At 42.9% G+C, this 20,555-nt stretch carries 27 protein-coding genes; 9 read left to right on the top strand and 18 right to left on the bottom strand.

The window, feature by feature from the left end:
* Positions 1-111: 111 nt before the first annotated feature.
* Positions 112-786 (top strand): NUDIX hydrolase, encoded by a 675-nt coding sequence (locus RLN88_RS06900; protein WP_350220656.1) that lies wholly within the window; start codon positions 112-114, stop codon positions 784-786.
* On the opposite strand, the gene coaD is transcribed toward RLN88_RS06900, so the two are convergent.
* The 4 genes from coaD to RLN88_RS06880 all read right to left on the bottom strand — a co-directional run bounded on the left by coaD (position 783) and on the right by RLN88_RS06880 (position 3,339).
* Entirely contained in the window at positions 783-1,241 is a 459-nt protein-coding gene (coaD, locus tag RLN88_RS06895; RefSeq protein WP_350220655.1) for a pantetheine-phosphate adenylyltransferase, read from the bottom strand. The two genes, RLN88_RS06900 and coaD, sit on opposite strands and share 4 nt — an antisense overlap.
* A gap of 39 nt (positions 1,242-1,280) precedes the next feature.
* Positions 1,281-2,171, bottom strand: coding sequence for a DUF3822 family protein (locus tag RLN88_RS06890; protein ID WP_350220654.1), 891 nt, complete (start codon positions 2,169-2,171; stop codon positions 1,281-1,283).
* Positions 2,172-2,179: 8 nt separating this feature from the next.
* Complete coding sequence (locus tag RLN88_RS06885; RefSeq protein ID WP_350220653.1) at positions 2,180-2,773, bottom strand: hypothetical protein; 594 nt, start codon at positions 2,771-2,773, stop codon at positions 2,180-2,182.
* 74 nt (positions 2,774-2,847) lie between these two features.
* On the bottom strand, positions 2,848-3,339 hold the full coding sequence (locus RLN88_RS06880; protein WP_350220652.1) for an NUDIX domain-containing protein: 492 nt from the start codon (positions 3,337-3,339) through the stop codon (positions 2,848-2,850).
* A 54-nt stretch (positions 3,340-3,393) separates the two neighbouring features.
* Here RLN88_RS06880 and RLN88_RS06875 point away from each other — a divergent pair, with 54 nt between their 5' ends.
* A complete protein-coding gene (locus tag RLN88_RS06875; protein WP_350220651.1) occupies positions 3,394-3,795 on the top strand; it encodes a DUF1573 domain-containing protein in 402 nt (133 codons plus the stop codon).
* 88 nt (positions 3,796-3,883) lie between these two features.
* Here the strand turns inward: RLN88_RS06875 and RLN88_RS06870 are convergent, their stop codons facing one another.
* Positions 3,884-4,549: a YggS family pyridoxal phosphate-dependent enzyme gene (locus RLN88_RS06870; RefSeq protein WP_350220650.1), complete on the bottom strand. Its 666-nt coding sequence runs from the start codon at positions 4,547-4,549 to the stop codon at positions 3,884-3,886.
* Positions 4,550-4,608: 59 nt separating this feature from the next.
* Between RLN88_RS06870 and RLN88_RS06865 the strand changes: the two genes are divergently transcribed.
* Together RLN88_RS06865 and RLN88_RS06860 are read left to right on the top strand one after the other, a co-directional pair.
* Positions 4,609-6,162: a GH3 family acyl-acid amido synthetase gene (locus tag RLN88_RS06865; protein ID WP_350220649.1), complete on the top strand. Its 1,554-nt coding sequence runs from the start codon at positions 4,609-4,611 to the stop codon at positions 6,160-6,162.
* On the top strand, positions 6,163-6,783 hold the full coding sequence (locus tag RLN88_RS06860) for a LysE family translocator (protein WP_350220648.1): 621 nt from the start codon (positions 6,163-6,165) through the stop codon (positions 6,781-6,783).
* Positions 6,784-6,838: 55 nt separating this feature from the next.
* Here RLN88_RS06860 and RLN88_RS06855 read toward each other — a convergent pair whose 3' ends face one another.
* The 12 genes from RLN88_RS06855 to RLN88_RS06800 form a co-directional block, all read right to left on the bottom strand.
* Complete coding sequence (locus RLN88_RS06855) at positions 6,839-7,174, bottom strand: hypothetical protein (protein WP_350220647.1); 336 nt, start codon at positions 7,172-7,174, stop codon at positions 6,839-6,841.
* Positions 7,175-7,283: 109 nt separating this feature from the next.
* The gene (locus RLN88_RS06850; protein ID WP_350220646.1) at positions 7,284-8,123 is read right to left on the bottom strand and encodes a DUF2705 family protein; all 840 of its coding nucleotides are present in this window, start codon (positions 8,121-8,123) and stop codon (positions 7,284-7,286) included.
* On the bottom strand, positions 8,116-9,009 hold the full coding sequence (locus RLN88_RS06845) for an ABC transporter ATP-binding protein (protein ID WP_350220645.1): 894 nt from the start codon (positions 9,007-9,009) through the stop codon (positions 8,116-8,118). Before RLN88_RS06845 ends, RLN88_RS06850 begins: the two co-directional genes overlap by 8 nt.
* Complete coding sequence (locus RLN88_RS06840; RefSeq protein WP_350220644.1) at positions 9,006-9,491, bottom strand: hypothetical protein; 486 nt, start codon at positions 9,489-9,491, stop codon at positions 9,006-9,008. Before RLN88_RS06840 ends, RLN88_RS06845 begins: the two co-directional genes overlap by 4 nt.
* Before the next feature lie 62 nt (positions 9,492-9,553).
* Positions 9,554-10,075 carry a DUF4252 domain-containing protein gene (locus RLN88_RS06835; RefSeq protein ID WP_350220643.1) on the bottom strand — a complete coding sequence of 174 codons (522 nt, stop codon included), beginning with the start codon at positions 10,073-10,075 and terminating at the stop codon, positions 9,554-9,556.
* Between the two features lie 48 nt (positions 10,076-10,123).
* Positions 10,124-10,543 (bottom strand): PG0215 family putative anti-sigma factor, encoded by a 420-nt coding sequence (locus RLN88_RS06830; protein WP_350220642.1) that lies wholly within the window; start codon positions 10,541-10,543, stop codon positions 10,124-10,126.
* Positions 10,527-11,036: a GFO_1088 family ECF-type sigma factor gene (locus RLN88_RS06825; protein WP_350220641.1), complete on the bottom strand. Its 510-nt coding sequence runs from the start codon at positions 11,034-11,036 to the stop codon at positions 10,527-10,529. Before RLN88_RS06825 ends, RLN88_RS06830 begins: the two co-directional genes overlap by 17 nt.
* A gap of 60 nt (positions 11,037-11,096) precedes the next feature.
* Positions 11,097-11,507, bottom strand: coding sequence for a type II toxin-antitoxin system VapC family toxin (locus RLN88_RS06820; RefSeq protein ID WP_350220640.1), 411 nt, complete (start codon positions 11,505-11,507; stop codon positions 11,097-11,099).
* Positions 11,488-11,757, bottom strand: coding sequence for a YlcI/YnfO family protein (locus RLN88_RS06815; RefSeq protein WP_350220639.1), 270 nt, complete (start codon positions 11,755-11,757; stop codon positions 11,488-11,490). Before RLN88_RS06815 ends, RLN88_RS06820 begins: the two co-directional genes overlap by 20 nt.
* Before the next feature lie 50 nt (positions 11,758-11,807).
* Positions 11,808-12,851: a VWA domain-containing protein gene (locus RLN88_RS06810; RefSeq protein WP_350220638.1), complete on the bottom strand. Its 1,044-nt coding sequence runs from the start codon at positions 12,849-12,851 to the stop codon at positions 11,808-11,810.
* Complete coding sequence (locus RLN88_RS06805; RefSeq protein WP_350220637.1) at positions 12,841-13,743, bottom strand: hypothetical protein; 903 nt, start codon at positions 13,741-13,743, stop codon at positions 12,841-12,843. Before RLN88_RS06805 ends, RLN88_RS06810 begins: the two co-directional genes overlap by 11 nt.
* Positions 13,724-14,608 (bottom strand): DUF58 domain-containing protein, encoded by an 885-nt coding sequence (locus RLN88_RS06800; protein ID WP_350220636.1) that lies wholly within the window; start codon positions 14,606-14,608, stop codon positions 13,724-13,726. Before RLN88_RS06800 ends, RLN88_RS06805 begins: the two co-directional genes overlap by 20 nt.
* A gap of 127 nt (positions 14,609-14,735) precedes the next feature.
* Between RLN88_RS06800 and RLN88_RS06795 the strand changes: the two genes are divergently transcribed.
* The 5 genes from RLN88_RS06795 to RLN88_RS06775 are packed head-to-tail and all read left to right on the top strand — an operon-like array spanning position 14,736 to position 19,227.
* A complete protein-coding gene (locus tag RLN88_RS06795; protein WP_350220635.1) occupies positions 14,736-15,068 on the top strand; it encodes a DUF4296 domain-containing protein in 333 nt (110 codons plus the stop codon).
* A complete protein-coding gene (locus RLN88_RS06790; RefSeq protein WP_350220634.1) occupies positions 15,068-17,428 on the top strand; it encodes an endonuclease MutS2 in 2,361 nt (786 codons plus the stop codon). The genes RLN88_RS06795 and RLN88_RS06790 overlap by 1 nt, the downstream gene beginning before the upstream one ends.
* A complete protein-coding gene (locus RLN88_RS06785) occupies positions 17,425-17,661 on the top strand; it encodes a cytochrome b5 domain-containing protein (protein WP_350220633.1) in 237 nt (78 codons plus the stop codon). The genes RLN88_RS06790 and RLN88_RS06785 overlap by 4 nt, the downstream gene beginning before the upstream one ends.
* A gap of 25 nt (positions 17,662-17,686) precedes the next feature.
* Positions 17,687-18,142, top strand: coding sequence for an acyltransferase (locus RLN88_RS06780; protein ID WP_350220632.1), 456 nt, complete (start codon positions 17,687-17,689; stop codon positions 18,140-18,142).
* Positions 18,139-19,227, top strand: coding sequence for a DegT/DnrJ/EryC1/StrS family aminotransferase (locus RLN88_RS06775; protein ID WP_350220631.1), 1,089 nt, complete (start codon positions 18,139-18,141; stop codon positions 19,225-19,227). Before RLN88_RS06780 ends, RLN88_RS06775 begins: the two co-directional genes overlap by 4 nt.
* A gap of 43 nt (positions 19,228-19,270) precedes the next feature.
* On the opposite strand, the gene RLN88_RS06770 is transcribed toward RLN88_RS06775, so the two are convergent.
* Positions 19,271-20,431: a hypothetical protein gene (locus tag RLN88_RS06770; protein WP_350220630.1), complete on the bottom strand. Its 1,161-nt coding sequence runs from the start codon at positions 20,429-20,431 to the stop codon at positions 19,271-19,273.
* Between the last annotated feature and the right edge of the window lie 124 nt (positions 20,432-20,555).

Below are 20,555 nucleotides of genomic sequence, written 5' to 3'. Positions count from 1 at the left end.
AGGATGGGTTTTTGGCAAAGTAAATTTTTCACTCTCTATTATTCATCCATAATCTGATAAGCTTGTTTCATTTTTATTTTATGGTTTAATTACCGGTTCATTTTTTCTTGCATGAAAATTTTTATCAACGACATCCCTGTCTACATTCTTTCAGAGAAAAAGGTGAACATGAATCGGGCTTACGGCCTGATCGTGAGAGAATTTGAGACCATTGTGCCTGAAGTGCTCGTTGATGATACCCTGATCATGAATGCTTCCTTTGATCAGATTGATAGCCTGCTAAAGCTGATGACTGACAAGAAGCTAAAAAAGGTCCACTCTATCTTTATTTCATCCCGGGAAAAACGCGCCCTGATTGACTACCTGAAAAGCAAATTCAAGGTGATTGAAGCGGCCGGGGGCATTGTAGAGAAAGAAGGTAAGCTTCTAATGATTTTCCGCAGAAAGGTTTGGGATATCCCGAAAGGCAAGCGCGATAAAGGCGAAACGCTGGAAGAATGTGCCGTGCGTGAGGTAATAGAAGAAACGGGAGTGAAAGCCACCATTGATAAGGAGATAGATGCGGTGTGGCACACGTACACCACTAAGAAGAAATACGTGCTAAAAAAAACCCACTGGTACGCCATGCACTGCCAGGACGATAAAAACATGGCCCCACAGAAGGGGGAGGGCATCAAGAAGGTAGAATGGATGGACCTGGAGCAGGTGAGGGTGGCACTGCACGATTCCTACCGCTCCATCCGGTACGTAATGCAGGAGTATACCAAAATGATGAAAGAGGCTTAGCTCTCTACTTCATAAGGCAAAAAAGGATTCACATCACCACCGTATCGGTGCACCTCACGGATGATGCTTGAACTGATAGGAGCCAGTTCCGGCGAAGTAATCAAAAAAATTGTTTCCAGGTCTTCATTAAGGTACCTGTTGATCTGTGAGATGCTGTTTTCGTATTCAAAATCCGTGGTATTTCTCAATCCTCGCACCATAAATTTCGCATCGTATTTTTTGGCGAGGTTGGCCGTAAGCTCATCATAGACTTCCACTTCCACCCGGCTTTCATTGGCAAAGGCTTCATTGATCTTGCCCACCATCCATTCCAAATCAAAGTAGCGTTTATTTTTCTGAGTATTGTGCCCAATCGCGATGATCACCCGATCAAACAGGTCAAGGCTTCTCATCACAATATCGAAGTGGCCTTTGGTGAATGGATCAAACGATCCCGGAAAAATGGCTGTTTTCATGAGCATTAAATCTGTATGATGAGCATTAGCTCAAAGTCCCTAAACACAAAGATATCCACTCAGCACATCAAAGTATTGGTGATCTTCCACTTCGTCATATAGGTAGCTGAATTTGAGGAAGGATGGCTTGGAGCCAAAGGAGATGTTTTTGATGTAGCGCTTCAGCAGCGTCATTTCCTCGGAGTTGGGTTTAATAAAGCCCCACAGGAATACATGGCTTTCTTTTCCGCTCATGCCCAGCTCATTAAATACCAGCATGATATACTTCAGGTAGTCTTCCTTCTTGCGTGCGGCAAACTGATTATAATAAAGCAGTTTATTTTCTTCTGTGACCACCAGGTGCAGGATTCCACGATCCACAAACGCATACATACTCTTTTCATCAATATGATCTGCATGCTTCATAAATCCCTCAATAAGCGCACTGCCCTGATGGATTACATGGACTTTTTTCTTTTTATAGATGGATTCGATCCAGCGGCAAAGCTTGGTTTCTGCGGCAAACACATTCACCGTATCCACAGCAATTTGTTTGTAGTAGTTTACTTCTTCGAAAGCCGTCTTAATCTCACTATTGAGTGCCAGATAGTCTGCGGCAGCTTCCTGCACAAACATATTGGCAGGTACCAGCGAAAATTTGTGAGACTTAAGACAGAGCTTCACGTCTTTCCAGAAGCCTGCAGTAAGGTATTCGTGATTGTCAAGGATGTCTTTGATTAGTCTGAGACGTCCGTTTACCGTTTTGATTCCCTCGAGGCGGTAGTCTTCCAGACCCATGACCACATTATCCTGGGAGTCTACCACTGCAAACTGCAAATCGTAAATCCCCACTTGCATGATAAGCGAGTAATGGTCAAGCTCATCAATGGTGAACTTGGTATCCTTTACTCGCTTAATCAGCTTATATGTGGATGTGTCTTGTGCTATCAAAATATTTTTTACTCCCAGTTACCAGCAGTTGTCACACTCGTACGTGATCCAAATCGCAATGGCTTTCTGGTGTTGTATTCACTTTCTTCGTCTCTGCTAGGATCCACCGGTCGAGGGTTTTTCACCTCTATGGCGTTCACCATCAATCCGGCCTTCGAAATTTTGTCTGCCCATACGTCAAACTTCACAGCAGGCTGCACTCCCGGAACATATGGAAGTGTTTCAAGATTAAATCTTGGCCATTTGTTGTTGCCAAACAATGAATCCATCACTGCAACAGTACCTAGTGTGTCGATTTCAACATAGATACTATCCTTACCGTATGGCTGAGGAATGATCGTCTCGGTTTTTTCTGTCAAGTAGAAGTTTCCACTGTCGATGAAAGCTAAAAGCTTATCCCAATCGCTGGTATATTGGCCATTTACCGACATGTAGGCGATTTCTGCTTCACGAATCATTTTGAGCTGCTCAATGATGCGGGCTTCTGCTCGTTCAATTCGTTTTGACTCGTCAATGGATGATTTGATACTGTATACCAGGAATACGGCCAATGATACCCACACTACGAGCATGACCAGAGAAACAATTTTCGTTTTACTCATTGCTAAATTTCTTTTTCGCTAGGTTTTTGCAATTATAAATATTTAATGGTGATTCTTGAAGCACCGGAATACTATTAATGCTTAAAAGTAATCAAACCCCTAAGTTCGGTAATTTTATCTCTTGCATCAGCGGTATGAAACGCATTATGAATGGCATCTGCTGGAAGGTTGGTCATTTCATCTGCCGAAAGGAACTTTGCCTCACTCAGAATTTGCTCCTCTGGCGCCAATTCAGGATCGGAACCAAGTTTTAGTTCTCCTGAAATCCGTGTCACTCCAAAGAAGAGCTCAATCGCATGGTGCCTTTTTCCAATGAATTCATTCGCAAACAAATAGTCCCCAACCGCAACAGTCAGATTGGTTTCTTCCAGAAATTCCTTTTTTAGCGTTTCTGCAAGGCTTTCGCCAAATTCTACTCCGCCACCCGGTGGAGACCATAGATATCCTGCAGGCCCGATGGAATCATGCTTCAGAAGGAGTGTCTTACCATTTTCCTGCAAAATGCCGCAGACCCGGACCCGGACCTTTTCTTCAAAAGGGTTTTCGGTATGGTTTTCGTTTCCCATTTAAAAAAGATGTTGGTTAACTTTGAATCAAAGAACCATAACAAGTTAAGATATATGAAATATTTAGCGTCATTGCTGTTGGTTGGATTTGCATTTTTTGCGACAGCACAGGAGGAAGAGGAGCCAATGACTGGCCCGAAGATTTCGTTTGCAGACAAATCATTTGACTTTGGTGAGATCACTCAGGGAGAAAGAGTGGAGCATGTTTTCGAATTTGAGAATGTGGGAAATGAGCCACTTATTCTGTCTGACGTACGAACAACATGTGGCTGCACAGCCCCCGAATGGCCAAAGGAGCCGATTGCGCCCGGTAAATCTGCCCAGATCAAAGTAGTATTTAACAGTGCCGGCAAGATGGGCATGCAAAACAAGGTAATTACGGTGATGTCCAATGCGGTGAACAATCCGGAGCGTGTCAAAATCGTGACGAATGTGATGCCACCGGACAATAATTAACTATTCTTCTATCAAGAATGTCATTCTGAACTTGTTTCAGAATCTACATGATATCAAGTGAGATGCTGAAATAAATTGAGCATGGCCCTTATGAGCGTATACCAAATATAGCGCTCCCAATTCTGACCATATTACTTCCTTCTTCAATGGCGATGCGGTAATCCCCGCTCATGCCCATGGAGAGGGTGTTCATCTGAACATTGGTATGGTCAGAATTTTTTATTTCATCAAATAGTGCTTTTAGGCTTCTAAATTCTTTCCTTACCTGTTCTTCATTTTCAGTGTTGGTGGCCATCCCCATAAGGCCAATGATTCTGATATTTTTCATCGCTCTCAATTCTTCTCCATTTAGGATATCCCACAGTTCTTCTTTGTCCAGCCCAAACTTGGTGTCTTCCTCAGCGATGTGAATTTGTAAAAGGCAGTCGATTACCCGATCCACTTTTTGACCCTGCTTGTCTATTTCCTTCAGGAGTTTGAGCGAGTCTACCCCATGGATCAAATGAACAAATGATGCGATGTATTTCACCTTGTTGCGCTGCAGGTGGCCAATCATGTGCCAGCGAATGTCTTTGGGTAATTCCTCAGCCTTGCCAGCAAGCTCCTGCACCTTATTTTCCCCGAAATCCCGATGGCCGGTTGCATAGGCTTCCATCACATCAGATGCAGGCTTGGTTTTGCTCACCGCTACCAGTGTACACGTTTCAGGTAAACTTCCCTTTAAATCTGACAGATGGTTTGATATTTCGCTCATTATTGTCTCTTTTACATCCCTTAACTTTGAAAGCGCAAGAATACGATTCAATATACTGAATGGCAATTTTAGGGACATTACTCAAGAAAGGGATTACACTGAGGGAAAGTTTGGAGCAGTTGTACACTTCCCCGCTTGATTTGCAGAAACAGGAGCTTAGAAACTTACTGATCCATTGTCAGGGCACAAAATTTGGGCAGGCCTATGCCTTCCCGAAAATCCTTTCTTCTTTTAAGCAAGGCAAAGATGATTTCTACCAATCTTATAAAAGGGAGGTTCCCATTTTTGATTACGATAAAATCTATGCAGAGTGGTGGCACCTGGCAAAGGAGGGCAAGCAGGACGTTTGCTGGCCTGGCAAAATCAAATACTTTGCGCTGAGCTCGGGGACATCTGGAGCACCCTCCAAATACATCCCTATTACACGTGAAATGGTTAAATCAATCAGGAAGACTTCAGTACGACAGATCCTTACCATGAGCAAATATGACCTGCCGGCTTCCCTTTTTTCCAAGGGTATCCTAATGCTTGGCGGTAGCACAGATTTAAAGAAGAGTGGTCATTACTTTGAGGGAGACCTGAGCGGGATCACTGCATCTCAAATTCCATTCTGGTTTCAGCACTTTTATAAGCCGGGCAAGAAGATTGCCAAGACCAAAGACTGGAATGATAAGTTGGAGGAGATTGTGAAAAAAGCACCAAACTGGGATATCGGGATCATCGTGGGAGTGCCGGCCTGGCTGCAGATCCTGATGGAGAAAATCATCGAAAAGCATGGGGTGAAAACCATCCATGACATCTGGCCAAACCTCAAAATCTTTGTTCATGGAGGAGTTTCTTTTGAGCCATACAAGCGTGGATTTGAAAAGCTTTTGAAACATCCCCTTTATTACATGGAGACCTACCTGGCTTCCGAGGGATTCATTGCGTTCCAAGCCTACCCCAATCAAAAGTCGATGAGGCTGGTGCTCAACAACGGGATATTTTATGAATTTGTGCCGTTTACGGAAGCCAACTTTGATGAGGATGGAAAAATGCGACCGGATGCAGTGACCCTTAAGATTGATGAAGTGGAGGAAAATAAGGAGTATGCCCTTCTGATCACCACAAACGCAGGAGCATGGAGGTACATGATCGGGGATGTGATCAAGTTTACTTCGGTGGAAGAAAGCGAAATTGTGATTACGGGAAGAACAAAGCTGTTTATGAGCTTATGCGGGGAGCATCTGAGCCTCGATAACATGAACAAGGCCATTGAACTGGTGGAAGATGAATTGAAGATCGATATCAGGGAGTTCACCTTGTTGGGAGATCGGTCGGGAACGTTGTTTGCCCATCACTGGTACATTGGCACAGACGACAAAGTGGACGAAAGGCAACTTATTGAACGCATAGATTTTCATTTGAAGGAATTAAATGATGATTATAAAGTGGAGCGTGGCTCGGCATTGAAGGAACTGAAAGTCAGTATTTTACCTACTGGCACATTTTACAATTGGATGGAAGCGCAAGGCAAGGTGGGGAGCCAAAACAAATTCCCGAGGGTACTTAAGAAAGAAAAAGCCCAACTTTGGCGAAAATTTTTAAGCGAACAAAACCTTCAAGCGAGCTAGATGCCACCAATCATCAACGGATTAATCTTTGGCCTGATTTTCATTTTTGCACTAGGGCCGGCATTCTTTGCTTTAATTCAAACCAGCATCCAGCAGGGGCTAAAAAAGGCCATTTTTCTTGCCATTGGCATTTCGGTGAGTGATGTGTTTTATGTGGTGCTGGTACTGCTTGGGATGGCCAAAGTTCTGGAAACGGATGACTTCAAATTCTGGATGGGTATATTCGGTTCTATCATGCTGGCAGCCTATGGTATTTACTCATGGTTTAAAACGCCGAAAATCCAAAGTGAGGATACACTGGTTAACGATTCTAATTATTCGAGGCATTTCCTGAAGGGCTTGCTGCTAAATGGACTCAACCCTTTCATTATTGTCTCCTGGGCAACATGGGTTAGCGCCATTGCCATAAATTTTGAGTACAACTTTGATCAACAACTTCAGTTTTTTGGCGGCATGCTATTCACAATACTAAGTATGGATATCATTAAGGCATTCATCGCTCACCGCCTCAAGCATCTCATCACCGTGAAGTTTGTAAAGAAAATGAACCGGACAGTAGCAGTAATTTTATTGCTGTTTACCCTACAGATTCTGTACTTTCTGCTAACAAACTATGCATAAAAAAAGCGCAACCGGGATGGATGCGCTTATCTTTTCAAAAACCTAACTAACCTATTTACTGAATGGTAAAACCAAATACCTTTTCTTCAGTGTTTGTATTTATGACTAAGGTATAAGTGCCTTCTTTCAGGCTGGTGATTTGAGATAAGTCTATCTTGTCATCTTTCACCTCTTTTTCCGCCTCATTCAGATAAAGCTTTATTTCTTCTTTTTGAGGATTGGACACCCACACTTTTGTTCCTTTTTTAAATACAGGCTGCCCACTTTCTATTGCCACAGCTTCATCGCTAAACTCAATTTGAACTTCTTGAGGCTGACTATCAGTGGTAGTGATCGATACGTAAAAGTTGAACGAGACTACCGAAATAAGAATTGCTACAAACTTTACCATAACCTGCTTTTTTAAGATTGTAACACAAACAACGAGAAAAACCCTGATATCGTATCAGGGTTTTAGGCAAGGGGTTGAATACCTTAGGCGAAAGTCCAAAATTATTCGTTTAGCCTTTCAGGTCTTTTTTGTTGAGAATCCAGGTGATAAAAAGCATAAAAAATGCGCCCCAACCTATGGCGATTAGCCACTCATACCAGAGCACATAGTCTTTGATTTCCTGAAAAAAATATCTGGCAAATGGGCTTTCATAGATCTTGCCACTTAGTTTTTCCATCGAATAGATTGGGAAAAACTTAACAATCCCTGCAGTGTAACCTTTTGCAAAAGGCGCAAACTCTAAAATTGAAGTAATGATCGGCTCGAAAACCAAACTGTAGAGCATAGTAAACACAATAGCAAAACCTGCTTTTTTGATCACCATAGCCAGACTAAATGCAAAAAGTGAGAAAACCACAAGCTGTATAAAGTAGGCCAGCAGAAATTCCATTTCATCAAATATGTACTTCAGGTCTGTGACATGTGAATAGATTAGGCCAGCGATCATGCCAGAGCTAAAAAGCACCAGCGTGCACACCCCCGCAAGAAAGAGTATGAGGGATAGCTTGGAGAGAAGAAACTCTCTTTTACTCACCCCATCAATGATATTTTGTCTTAATGTATTGTAGGACAATTCATTGTTTACCGATACGATCACGATGAAGGAAATCAGGACTTTGACAAAGGAGGCCAGCCAAACCGAATTTTGCCAAATGTCAGGAAAGTCGTAAATGGGTACAATGGTCGGGTCAATGCCATCGAAATCTACATCTTTGCTTTTGAGCCACTCAAGGAAGAATACACCGCCATTGGTGATGATCAATTGGGCCAATAGATAAAGCCCAAACAGAATCCAGAAAACCCTATAGTGCTTCAGTTTTAGCCATTCTAGTTTAAATGCTCTAATCATTTTCTTTCAGGATTTTTAAGAATTCTTGTTCAAGTGATTTGGATTGTGGCACCAGCTTTTTCAGTGCAATGCCCTGATCAAAACAGAAACGGTTCAGGTGGTCAGAAGACTGGCCTTCTTTGAGAAAGACCATGATGGATCCGTTTGACCGCTCCAGGGACTCCATTCCTTCAAATTTTTCGAGCAGGGTAGACAGTCCATCCAGGTCCCTGGCAGAGATTTCCACAGCGTTAGTTTCTCCTAGTATTTCATGCACAGATCCTTCGTGAAGTTTAACCCCTTTTCTAAGGACACAGAAATGCGTACACACTTTTTGTACTTCGTCCAGCAGGTGGCTGGCCATGATGATGGTCTTTCCTTTGGCAGCTATGTCCCGGATCAGTTGTCTCACCTCGGCTATGCCCTCTGGGTCAAGTCCATTCGTAGGTTCATCCAGCATGAGCACCGGCGGATCGGACAGGAGAGCTGCTGCCAGAGAAAGGCGCTGCTTCATCCCCAAGCTATAGGTTTTGAACTTGTCATTCCTCCGATCATACAGGTTTACCTGTTTCAGAATTTTATCGATGTTATCAGTTCCGCACTTTTTGATGTGTGCTACGATCCTGAGATTTTGAACCGCGGTTAGATAGCTGTAAAAGCAGGGGGTTTCTAAAATAGAACCAATATTTTGTCGTGCTTCTACATTATTCATTCCGCCAAACCACTCGAAATCTCCACTTGTTGGGGCTACTACTTCAAGGATCATACCGAGGGTGGTTGTCTTCCCGCTTCCATTAGGCCCCAATATTCCGTATACCTGGCCCTCCTCAATGGTCAGGTCAAGCTGATCCACAGCAGTAAGCCGGCCAAATTTCTTTGTTAGCTTATTTATTTTAAGTACGCTCATTTGAACTGGTCAGTGATTAGTGGTAAAACATCATTGCTGCGAAAAGTCTCCAGCAGCTTGGGGATTTTAGCAAAGGGTATCTGACCTCTCATGTAGATGGCCATGGCTTTACCTTCAGCCGACATCACGCCCACATACTCATCTTCTTTTCCGATGATGAGCATTTCCTGCTTGCCCATCAGACTGATATATTCTTCATATCCAATAGCCTCATAATCTTTTAGCCAGTCTTTATGTTCTTTGGTGGCTACAGTTGCCGAATCAAGGGTATAGATGAGGATTTTTTCAATGTCGTTGACAAGCTCATTGAATTGAGGATCTCCGGATAGATTGATCATTCTCAGGGTGCTTGGATAAAGACAAATAGGGTTCATCCACTCTGTTGGTCTTCGCGGCTCTGCAAACTTTTTGATGATGGATTCCTGAGCCAGAAGGCTTCCGCTAAAAACGAGGGATAAAGTAAGTAGGTGTAGTTTTTTCATATGAGCAAAAAATAAGGCAGGTAGAACGTGATTCATACCCGCCTTGTCAACTAACTATTATTTCAATCTATCGCTTTGTCAATGTTTTCCAAATATTTCAGCTGGTTTACTCTCATCAGGCTGGCAAGCTTGGATATCTGCTTCAGGTCAATTTCTCCATACAGGCTCACCATTGCAAACTTTTCTTTTCCGCCAGCCACAAGGATCAGCTCTTCAATGATGCCGCCTTTTTCGCGGATGGAAATTTTTACGTTTTCCTCGGCATCTTTTACAGTCATCAATTCCTCAAACCCGGCTTTTGACACATCGCTAATAGCGCTGGCATATAGTCCTTTTGGGTCTGAGACTTTTTCGCTGGCCACCACTTTCATGCCTTTCAGCTTGCTGGTGATGTCATAGAAAAGTTGCTCATCTTCTTCACTTCCTTCCATTTCTGAAAAGAGCGAAAACATTTTGCTACTCACAGATACCTTGGTAAAGGTCTCGTCATTTTCATACTTATCCATGTATTTGGTTACTACCTGCTGGCTGAAGGCCAGGCTTGTAATGGATAAGATCATCAGGGTTAATACTACTTTTTTCATGGTTATAATTTTTTATGGTCTTAAATCAAGGTTTTGGTTTTCTGGAGCTTAGGATTCTTCCTCCAGCTCCTCTTTTGCTTTGTTGAATTTTGTCAGCTCTAGTGTGTGATCCTGTCCCTGATTCAGCTCGGAACTAATCATCATTAGGGCTTCCTTGGTTGCCTGGAGTGCCTTTTCAGGATCTTCTATCGCGAATGGGTCCTTCTTGGCATCATTGAATACCAATGCTGCTGTGATGATCCCGATCGTGACAGTAGCTGCAGCTGAAAGCCAGGTTGCCTTTTTTCGGGAAATCCTACTCGATCCCTCATATTTCACCAATTTCTGGTTGGCCAGGTATCGGAAATAGTGACTTTCATTGTTGAGCCCGGGATTGGATTTGAAATGTGATTTGATCACTTTTTCCTCTTCCAGACTGGTCTCACCTTGCCAGTATTTTTCCAGTAGTTTATCAATTTGCGATCCCATATGCGTCTATTTTTTGCATGGCTTCCTTTACTTTCTTTCGGGCCCTGTGAATGTTGACTTTTACATCGCTTTCCGTAAGGCCGCATGTCTCAGCTATATCCTGATAGCTCATGTCTTCCACTTCACGAAGATGAAAGACCTCCTGCTGCTTGTCCGGTAGCGTTTTGAGCACCTGCCTCATCAATGACATAAAATCATCGGTGATTGCCTGCTCTTCTACCGTCCCCGAATATCTCATATTCACCACCTTTTCGTCCAGGTCTGCATATCGGTTTCTTCTCAGGATTTCGATGCATCTGTTTCGGACTATGCGAAAAGCCCACGCGTTGACTTTTTCTACTTTGTCCAAATCCTTTCGAATACTCCAGATTTTTGTCAGGCAGTCCTGCACAACATCCCTGGCCGTTTCCGGTTCCCGTACTATCGATAATGCGTATCGGTACATGCCGTCACTGGCAGGGAGGATTTCAGTATGGTATAGATTGTGTGACATTCAGCAGGATGATGGGGAAGCCTGATGAAAAGTTACAGGAAGAATTAAAAAGAAATCGAATTACTTAAAAATGTTGGTCAAATATTGGTTTCTTATATCCCGATAAATGTAAAAATCTGAATCGATGGAAATGATCTCATTATATCCTGAGAGTTCTGAAACAACAACTAACGAAGCATCTGCCAGGTCCATCGGAACATCCATGAATTTTGCTGTGAGTTGTTTGATCCTGAAAATATGATCTTCCGTAAGTGCATAAATCCTCAAGCCACCGCGATCAATCCACTCCAGCAAGGCTGACTGTGCCTTTACACTAAAATCCAACATGTGAGAAACTTCGGTGATCACCGGCCATGTGGTCCACAAGTAGCCTTCGTAGGTTTCAAGGAAACGCACAGCCTTCATGTGGTACTGGTCTGACCGATCGAAAAGTGCGATAATTGGCCCGGCATCAATGAGCGTGTTTCTCACTGAGTTTTGCCTTTAATTTGGACTTGTAGGTGGTGGATAAGTCTGTAGTACCGCTGCTTACTGTGCCAAAAAGGTCACTGCCTAATTCATAGGGAAATTGTTGTGATGTTTTTTTATTGAAATACATAACTAAAGCCTCTTTTACTATTGATGATTTTGAAGAACCCTCTTGCTCACTGTATTCTTTTAGCATTCTGTTAGTATGTTCATCTAACCGAACATTCAGCATATTTTCCTTTTTGCCTTTCATTGTAATACAAATGTAATACAAAAATTTATCACATAATAAAGTATGAAAAATTAATCTGTCAGCACATTCGTGATAAAAGTGGATTTGGTGAGCAGCCACAGGAGAAGAAAAACAGCCGCCCATTTGAGATACACGTAATAGAAATCTGTGGTGTCCTTGTACCTGGTTTCTTTGATCTCCGCTTTTTCCAACTGATCAATCTCATTAAATACCTGAATGAGTGCTTCCTTATCCGATACCCGATAAAACTTTCCGTTTCCAATCTGGGCTATTTCCCGGAGTGTGGTCTCATCAAAGGTATTTTCGACCATTCGGGGACGTCCGAAGAAGTCTGTGCCAAAAGGAACTTTGCCTTCACGACCAATCGCAATCACGTACATTTTGATATTGTAGGCATTGGCCAGGTTCGCCGCTGTGATAGGGTCTATATTACCAGCCGTGTTGTCTCCGTCGCTCAGGAGGATCATCACTTTGGATTCTGATTCCGACTCACGCAGGAAGTTGATGCCCGAAGTAATGGCATTGCCGATTGCAGTACCCCGGCTTTCGATCTTATCAAAGTCGATTTCTTCGATAAGCTCATAAAGCAAGCCGTAATCGGTAGTGAGCGGACAGGAAGGAAGCGCATCTCCTGAGAAGATCACAAGCCCGATGCGATCCTGAAACCTTCCGGCTACAAAGCTTCTGGCCACTTCTTTGGCAGCCTCAAGTCGGTTGGGTCGAAAGTCCTCGATCTGCATGGACTCTGAAATGTCGATGTTTAATACAATGTCAATACCTTCACTCCACTGCTCTACTTGTTCATTAGTTGTTTGGGGCCGGGCCAGACTCACCAGAATGAGCGCCAGACTGACAATGAAAAAAACAGGTGGAATGAAACGCAGCAAAGTGATCGGATCGCTTTTCAGGTCTTTGCGGGTGAGGGCTACCGGCAGTCGCTGACCAAATTGGTTGACGATGAGCCAGCGAAGAATAAAGACGAGCGGTAAAGCCAGGATCGCGTAAAGCCATACAGGCTCAGCCCAGTCAAAACTTTGAAGTTGAGAAGGGTAAAACCAATTCAGAGAAAACCAACTGACTGCTTTATTTTCCATCTTTTATCTCCTCTACTTTCTTGCTATATCGATGTTGTGTGAAATTTTCAATCTGAAGAAAATCCTGAAAAATATTCTCATCCACCCGCTTTCCATACACGACCCGATCAATTGATTTGAGTGGCTTTTCCAGCTCCCCAGCAAAATCATAGCCGAGTATTTCCTTGCTGGTAAGGACGGAAAAAGGCAATTTTTCAAGTCTTTGCTGATAGCTTTTCCAGAATACCAACGCACGCTCTGCCAGTTCCGGGTCTGGGTCTACTTTGAGTTTTTTTACATAGTCACTAAAAATCACATCAAACTGCTCAAACTGAATTCTCAATCTTCTTAGCTTAAACCACTTGATGATTTGCTTGCCAAAAATGAGAAGCAGGATGATTATTATTAGAATCAGACCACCCAGGATGTAGTAGAGCAGCGGATAATTAAACGTCCGCTCCACTGTCTGGTAGTCAACATTTGTTTTGAGCTTGGTAGTATCCGAAACCACAGGCGCCAGCTCAGTCAGAAAAATGGAGTCAAGAGGGGTATTGATGATAGTGGTGTCCCTATTGTTTAGAATGATAGCCGGGAGCCAGAGGTACTGCACCTGATCTATTTCGAATGATTGAATGATATAGACGGTGCTATCATATGCGAGCCCGTTTTTGACTTTTGTTGGGAAGTAAGTTTTGTCACTGAATTCGAACGGCGCAAAGGAGTAAAGACTATCCGGAAATACCATCTCCATCTCCGGTGGATAGGTTGCCGCCATCCAGAAATTAACATCCTGCCCAATGAGTAGACTGTCCTCTACAAACCCACCCCGAACGGAAACTTCCTGTGCACTTAAATGAAGTGAACAAAGGAGTGCGACAATCAAAACCCAATGCTTACCTCGTCCTTCTTGCATTACCTCTGTTTCTATGCCTGAAAAGTTTAATTAGTTTCGGTACGTAATCATCTTCCGTGCCGATGGAAATATAGTTCACATCGTTTCGCTTGCAGAAATCCGATAAGGATTCCTTGTTTTTTCCATGGGTTTTTTCCACCGCATTTTTAAATTCCTTAGAGGAAGTATTTAGCCACACGGTCTTTCCGGATTCTTTCTCATAAAGCGGCACAATACCCAAATGTGGGACTGCTGACTCCCTTTTGTCTGAAATATGAACAACGACCAGGTCATGTTTCCTGGCCAATCCTCGCATGGAGTGTGTGAAGTTCTCATCGATAAAATCGGAGATCATAAACACAATGGTTTTTTTGTTTAGCAAGTTCAGTGTGTACTTGATCGCTTCATCCAGATTGGTTTTTCTGGACTTGGGCTTCAAGGAAAACATGCGATTGATAATCTCATAGGCATGTTTGAGCGTCTTGCTGGGCTTCACATAATCTTCAACCTGATCTGAATAACAAAGCAACCCGACTTTACTTCCTTCACGTATTGCCGATAGCGTGAGTAAGCCGGTCACCTCTTTGGCCAGGTCGATCTTTTGCCGCTTGTCTTTCCCGATCTCCTGAGATGCTGAAACATCGAGCAGGAAAAAAACCGTTTGCTCTTTCTCCTCGATAAAGGTTTTCATGAACGTACCGTGCCCCTTAGCCGTAACCCTCCAGTCGATATTCCGCACATCATCGCCCCACTGGTAGGGTCGCACATCGTCAAATTCCAGCCCTGATCCTTTAAAGATTGAATGGAAGTCTCCCTGCATCTGCGAGTTGATCGCTTTTCGGATGCGTATTTCGTACCGTCTTAGTCGTTTGAGGATGTCCTTCATGTTGAGTCTTTGCTTATCAAATTTGGCATCAATATGGCATCATTGATAATTGCATAGCTTATATGATCTTTGCATTAACCTAAGCTTTGACCTTCAAAATTAAATTTTCACAAATTCTTAGACTGTTTTGAGAAACATTTTTTTAACCGCTCTTGTAATTGTTTGTGCATGCACCTCCTCCGATGTACCCAAAGACCTCATCGGGCAGGAGAAAATGGTGAAGGTAATGACGGAAGTGCATTTGCTGGAAGCGAAGATCAACAACGTGCCCATCGACCCATATGATAGCACACAGGCGGTATATGAGCATTATGAAAAGCTGCTTTTTGAGGATTTGGGGATCACCCAGGATCAATATGAACGGAGTTTCAATTACTATGTAGACCACCCGGCCGAATTTGAGAAAATCTACGAGGCGGTAGTAGATACTTTGATGCAGCGAGAAAAAATCAATAAATAGTGAAGACCTATCCTGGGGATATTGAGGAAAAACTTGGCTTTGATCAGATCAGGGATCATTTGGTTCGCTTCTGTCAGAGTGAGCGTGGGGAGCACCTCGCGCTAAAGGCCAGGCCAACTGAGAAGTACGAGGTGCTGGTCAGGTGGCTTCAGCAGGTGAAGGAGATGATTCGTTTGAAAGGAAGCTCTGATGAACAAGTCTCTTTTGAATTCCCTGACATGGATGAGTATCTTGTTAGGATCAAAGTGCCCGGTTCGTTTTTGGATCCACAAGATTTTCATGAGTTAAAAAGGGGAGTCAATACACTCACCTCCTGGGTGCGTTTTTTTCATAAAAAAGGTGAGGAGTATCCTGAGCTATTCAGGTTGTCGGAGAAAATTGAAATAGATCCCAACCTTGCGATTCATATCGATAAAGTGATTGATGATAGGGGTGAGGTGAAAGATTCTGCATCACAGGAACTCTCAGATATCAGAACAAAAATCTCAAAATCAGAAAGGGCTGTTCGGTCTGCCATCCAAAAGATTTTGAAAAAGGCTAAGGATGATCAACTTACGGATGAGGATAGCACGCTAACTGTGAGAGATGGCAGGCTGGTGATTCCGGTCAAGGCTGAACATAAAAAGCGGATTCCGGGATTTGTACACGATGAATCGGCCACAGGCCAGACGGTCTATCTGGAGCCGGGCGCAATCCTCGATCTCAACAATCAGGTACGTGAGCTTAAGTATGCCGAAAAGCGTGAGGTTATCAGAATACTGATTGCACTCTCTGACCATGTACGAGCCAATCTCGCTGACTTGACAAGCGGTTCAGACTTACTTGAAAAACTCGACTTCATTCATGCGAAAGTCCTGCTGGCCGACCTGATCAATGGCGTTGTGCCAGAGATAGAAAAGACCACCGGATTTTCCATGGTCAATGCGATTCATCCCATACTCGATCTCTCCCATCAGCAGAGCGGAAAACCAGTGGTTCCATTGACACTTTCACTGGATCAGGACAAGCGTATTCTTATTATCTCAGGGCCAAATGCGGGTGGTAAATCAGTGGCCCTGAAGACTGTTGGGTTACTTCAGTATATGATTCAAACTGGTCTTCCAGTGTCGGTAGGCGAAGAAACCAAAATGGGATTTTTCACTTCTGTTTTCATAGATATTGGGGATACACAATCTATTGAAGATGATCTGAGTACGTATAGTTCTCACCTGACTTCCATGAAGTTTTTTCTGAAGGAAACGGATAAGAAATCATTGTTTCTAATCGATGAATTTGGAAAAGGAACCGAGCCACAGTTTGGTGGCGCCATTGCAGAAGCGGTACTGACGGATCTCAATAGAAAGAAGGCTTTTGGAATTGTGACCACTCACTATCAAAACCTAAAAAAAGTAGGGGACGAAACGCCTGGTTTGGTCAATGGTGCCATGAAGTACGATCTGGATGCGCTGGAGCCATTGTTTGAACTGGAAGTAGGGAAACCGGGAAGCTCGTTTGCATTTGAAATTGCCGGAAAAATCGGGCTACCAAATGAGATTATTGAATCGGCCAGAAAGAAAATAGGTAGCTCGCATGTGGCCTATGATCAGCTCCTGAATCAACTGGAAAAGGAAAAAGCAAAGTTTGAGAAGCTCAGCAAAAAACTGGAAAAAGATCAGGCTGGGATTAATCAGGTTAGGAAAGATTACGAAGATCTGCGAGCGATGCTGGAAGAGGATAAGCGGCGCATCATTAGAGAAGCAAAGCAGGAGGCGAATCGAATCATTGAGGGTGCAAATAAAGACGTGGAGCGGGTGATCCGGGAGATAAAAGAAAGTAAGGCATCTAAGGAGCGAACGAAAGCAGCACGTGAAAAACTCAATCAGAAGAAATCTCAATTTGAAGATAAGCCTGCGAAGAAAATTCCATCACTGAAGGCTGGTGATGTGGTGACCGTAATAGGTCAGGATACTACCGGTACTGTTCAAAAAATAAAGGGCAAGCAGGCGGAGGTCATTTTTGGCTCATTGAAATCCATTATTTCTGTGGATAAGCTGCAGAAGGCAAATGCTGCCCCGCAGATCAGCTATCAGAAAAAAGTGAAGCGAATGGGGATTGATTTGAGTGACAAGATGGCAAATTTCAATCACGAAATCAGTATCCGGGGAATGCGAGCGGATGAGGCGATTAATAAGGTGGAATCTTTTATCGATGAGGCCTTATTGATAGGAGTGGACGAGATCCGAATCGTGCATGGCAAAGGACATGGTGTGCTGAGGGAGATTGTAAGGAATGTTTCCAAAGGTCACCCAAGCATAGCTAGTGTGGAGGATGAACACGCAGATCGGGGAGGAGCCGGCATTTCCATTTTAAAACTTCAATGATGGAGTTCAACAAACATCAGCTGGCACTTCGCAATGGGAATGATCGGGAAGAAATCTGGATAGCCTATAAAGGAGTCATATATGATGTGACCAATTCCAAGCTGTGGCGAAATGGAAAGCACTATGAGCATTGGGCAGGTCAGGATTTGACAGATGAATTGCAGGATGCACCTCACGATACAAAAGTTTTTGAGAAATTGCAGGTGGTAGGTAGGTTGGTAATTGGTAGTTAGTAAAATGGTAATTGGTAGTTAGTAGATGAAGATCACTGAATCAGGCATAAAGGAAGTCAAGGCGCATGAATCCGTGAAAGTGATCATGCCCAGCAACCTATATGGGTGTGAGTTGGCAGAGAATGTGTTTGTGGGCCCTTTTGTAGAGATTCAAAGGAACGTGAAGATAGGAGCCCGGACCAAGGTTCAATCACATTCATTTATTTGTGAGTTGGTCACTATTGGTGCGGATTGTTTTATAGGGCATGGAGTTATGTTCATCAATGATGTATTCTCATCCGGAGGCCCGGCAGGTGGAGATGCGTCCAAATGGAAATCCACGATGATTGGAGATAAGGTGTCCATTGGATCAAATGCTACTATCATGCCTGTGAAAATTTGTGATAATGTTGTGATCGGAGCGGGGGCGGTGGTCACCAAGGATATAAAAGAACCCGGGATTTATGCCGGCAATCCAGCCAAAAAGCTTAGAGATATATGAGCATTCCATTCGTTGACCTAAAGGCTCAGTATGAGTCTATTAAGCATGAAATAGACGCTGCAATTGCTTCGGTGATTGACGAGACAGCCTTTATTGGAGGTGAGGTAATAAAGGATTTTGAGAAGGATTTTGCGAGGTATGTTGGAGTGAAGTATTGCATTGGGGTGGCCAATGGTACCGATGCAATTGAGATCGCTTTAAAGGCGCTGGGAATTGGCGAAGGAGATGAAGTGATCGTACCAGCTCTGACCTGGATAAGCACCGCCGGTGCAGTAAATAATGTAGGGGCAGAGCCCGTGTTTGTGGATGTGTTGGAGGAGGAACGAACCATAGACCCTGAGCTAATCGAGGGAAAAATCACCTCAAAGACCAAAGCGATCATTCCTGTTCACTTGTATGGGTTGCCCGCACGAATGGATCAGATTTTGGCAATCGCAAGGAAGCATAACCTGAAGGTAATCGAAGACTGTGCCCAGGCTCATGGAGCCAAGATTAGCGAAAGGCAGGTTGGGACTTTTGGGGATATCGCCACTTTCAGTTTTTATCCGGGTAAAAATCTGGGCGCATATGGAGATGCCGGAGGGATTGTGACCGATGATGATAACCTGGCCGAAATATGCCGGATGCTTTCCAATCATGGTCAATTGAAAAAGCATGATCATCGGATCATTGGAAGAAATAGCCGATTGGATACAATTCAAGCTGCTATCTTGAAGGCAAAGCTTCCTCATTTAGAAAAATGGACGGAAGGCCGTATTCAGGTTGCCAAATGGTATGCTGAGAAATTAGCAGGGATTGTGAAACCATCCATTCCTGAAAATATGCGTCATGTATTTCATCTATATGTGGTACAATCAGAAAAGCGAGAAGAATTAATATCCAGATTGAAGGAAGTTAATATCGGGTGTGCCATTCATTACCCAACGCCATTGCCACACCTAAAGAGCTATTCCTATCAGAGACGCAAAATCGGGGATTTTCCGGTGGCAGAGAAATTATGTTCACAAATACTCTCCCTGCCTATGTTTGCCGAAATGAGTGAGGATGAGGTGGATTGGGTGTGTGAGGTGATATTAAATGAATGATATGGTATTATAGAGGATTTACTTCTACGAACTAGACTAATAGTCATTTCAAATAATATCCAACTCCAAGTTTCAATCCAATGGTGTGTCCATTCAGACTAATAGCCTCTCCATCTTTGGAGAGTTCTCCAAGAGAAAAATTATTGGCAACTGAAAGAAAATAATAATGGTTTTGTGACTTCTGATAATTGAGAATTATATCTAAATCTGCCATGGGCGCTATTTTCTTGATTGCTAAATCGTCATCTGAGGATAGAAAAATGCTATTACCAATAAATGTATCTATTTGTCGATTGGGATTCTTTAGTGAAGGCAATGAAATTCCTAAGCCTGAATAGACCTCAATGGAGAGCGCATTTTTATAGAAAAATCCACAGTTAATTCCTGCACTTAAGTTAAAGGATGAATAGTCGAATGTGGTTTCATAATTTCTTGAAAGCCCTTCATAATTGATGGAGTAGCCACGTTTGCTCAGATAGTTGATTTTGGTAGAGAATGCTATCTTTCCTTTGCTGGAAGCTATGTATCTCAATTCAAAATCAAATCCTGATGAGTTTTGTGTTGAGTTGGAAAGCTCTGGTAGGTTTTGAGATTCACTTGATTTCAGTGAGGTCAAACTGGCACCAATCCCAAACTTTAATTCAGAGGATTTCTTACTGTCAAGGTGCACTTCAAATGGATTACCAACGCATCTATTATATTTCACAAAAAGGTCTGCCAGAGATTCTTCATTGAGTTCCAACTTTTTAATAGTTCCTGAGATGCCAAAGCATTGTGGCACTAAGGCTACATTTAGTATCTGTTTGAAAAAAGAATCTTCTTCCAATAAAAGGTAGATTTGACCGGATGTACTTCTAAAGGCAAACTGATTATCAAATTCATAAAGTGGCATATCCGCATCTACAATTACCCTGACAAATGTGGAGTTAATTCGGTCTATATCTAGTCCTACTTGATTTGAGATATATAGTCTTCCTCCGTCACAAGAATAAGAAAGAATATCTGTGGGAAAATATTCTTTTGAATCAGAGCTGGAAGTTTCCTTAAAAACACAACTTTTTTGGCCGTTAAGATTGGACTTATTAGCTAATAAACCTTGAATCGTGTCATATTCAAATGTAACGATATATCCTTTCTTATATCCCTGGGCATTCGAGAGTCCTGCAGCGGCTACTAGTAATATGAATAAATATTTCTTTATCATTAGACTATCTTTACACTTGGTAATTCATACGGGCAAAAATGCATATAAATTTTAATAGCTTAATCCTTGTATTATTTTCCATATTGATCTATTCCTGCAATAATGATGATGGTATAAGGAGAAC

Origin of the sequence: Ekhidna sp. (assembly GCF_040223195.1) — a bacterium.
Taxonomy (GTDB): Bacteria; Bacteroidota; Bacteroidia; order Cytophagales; family Cyclobacteriaceae; genus Ekhidna.
Note: the sequence above shows the minus strand (reverse complement) of the source record. Positions and strands in the feature narration are given on the sequence as shown.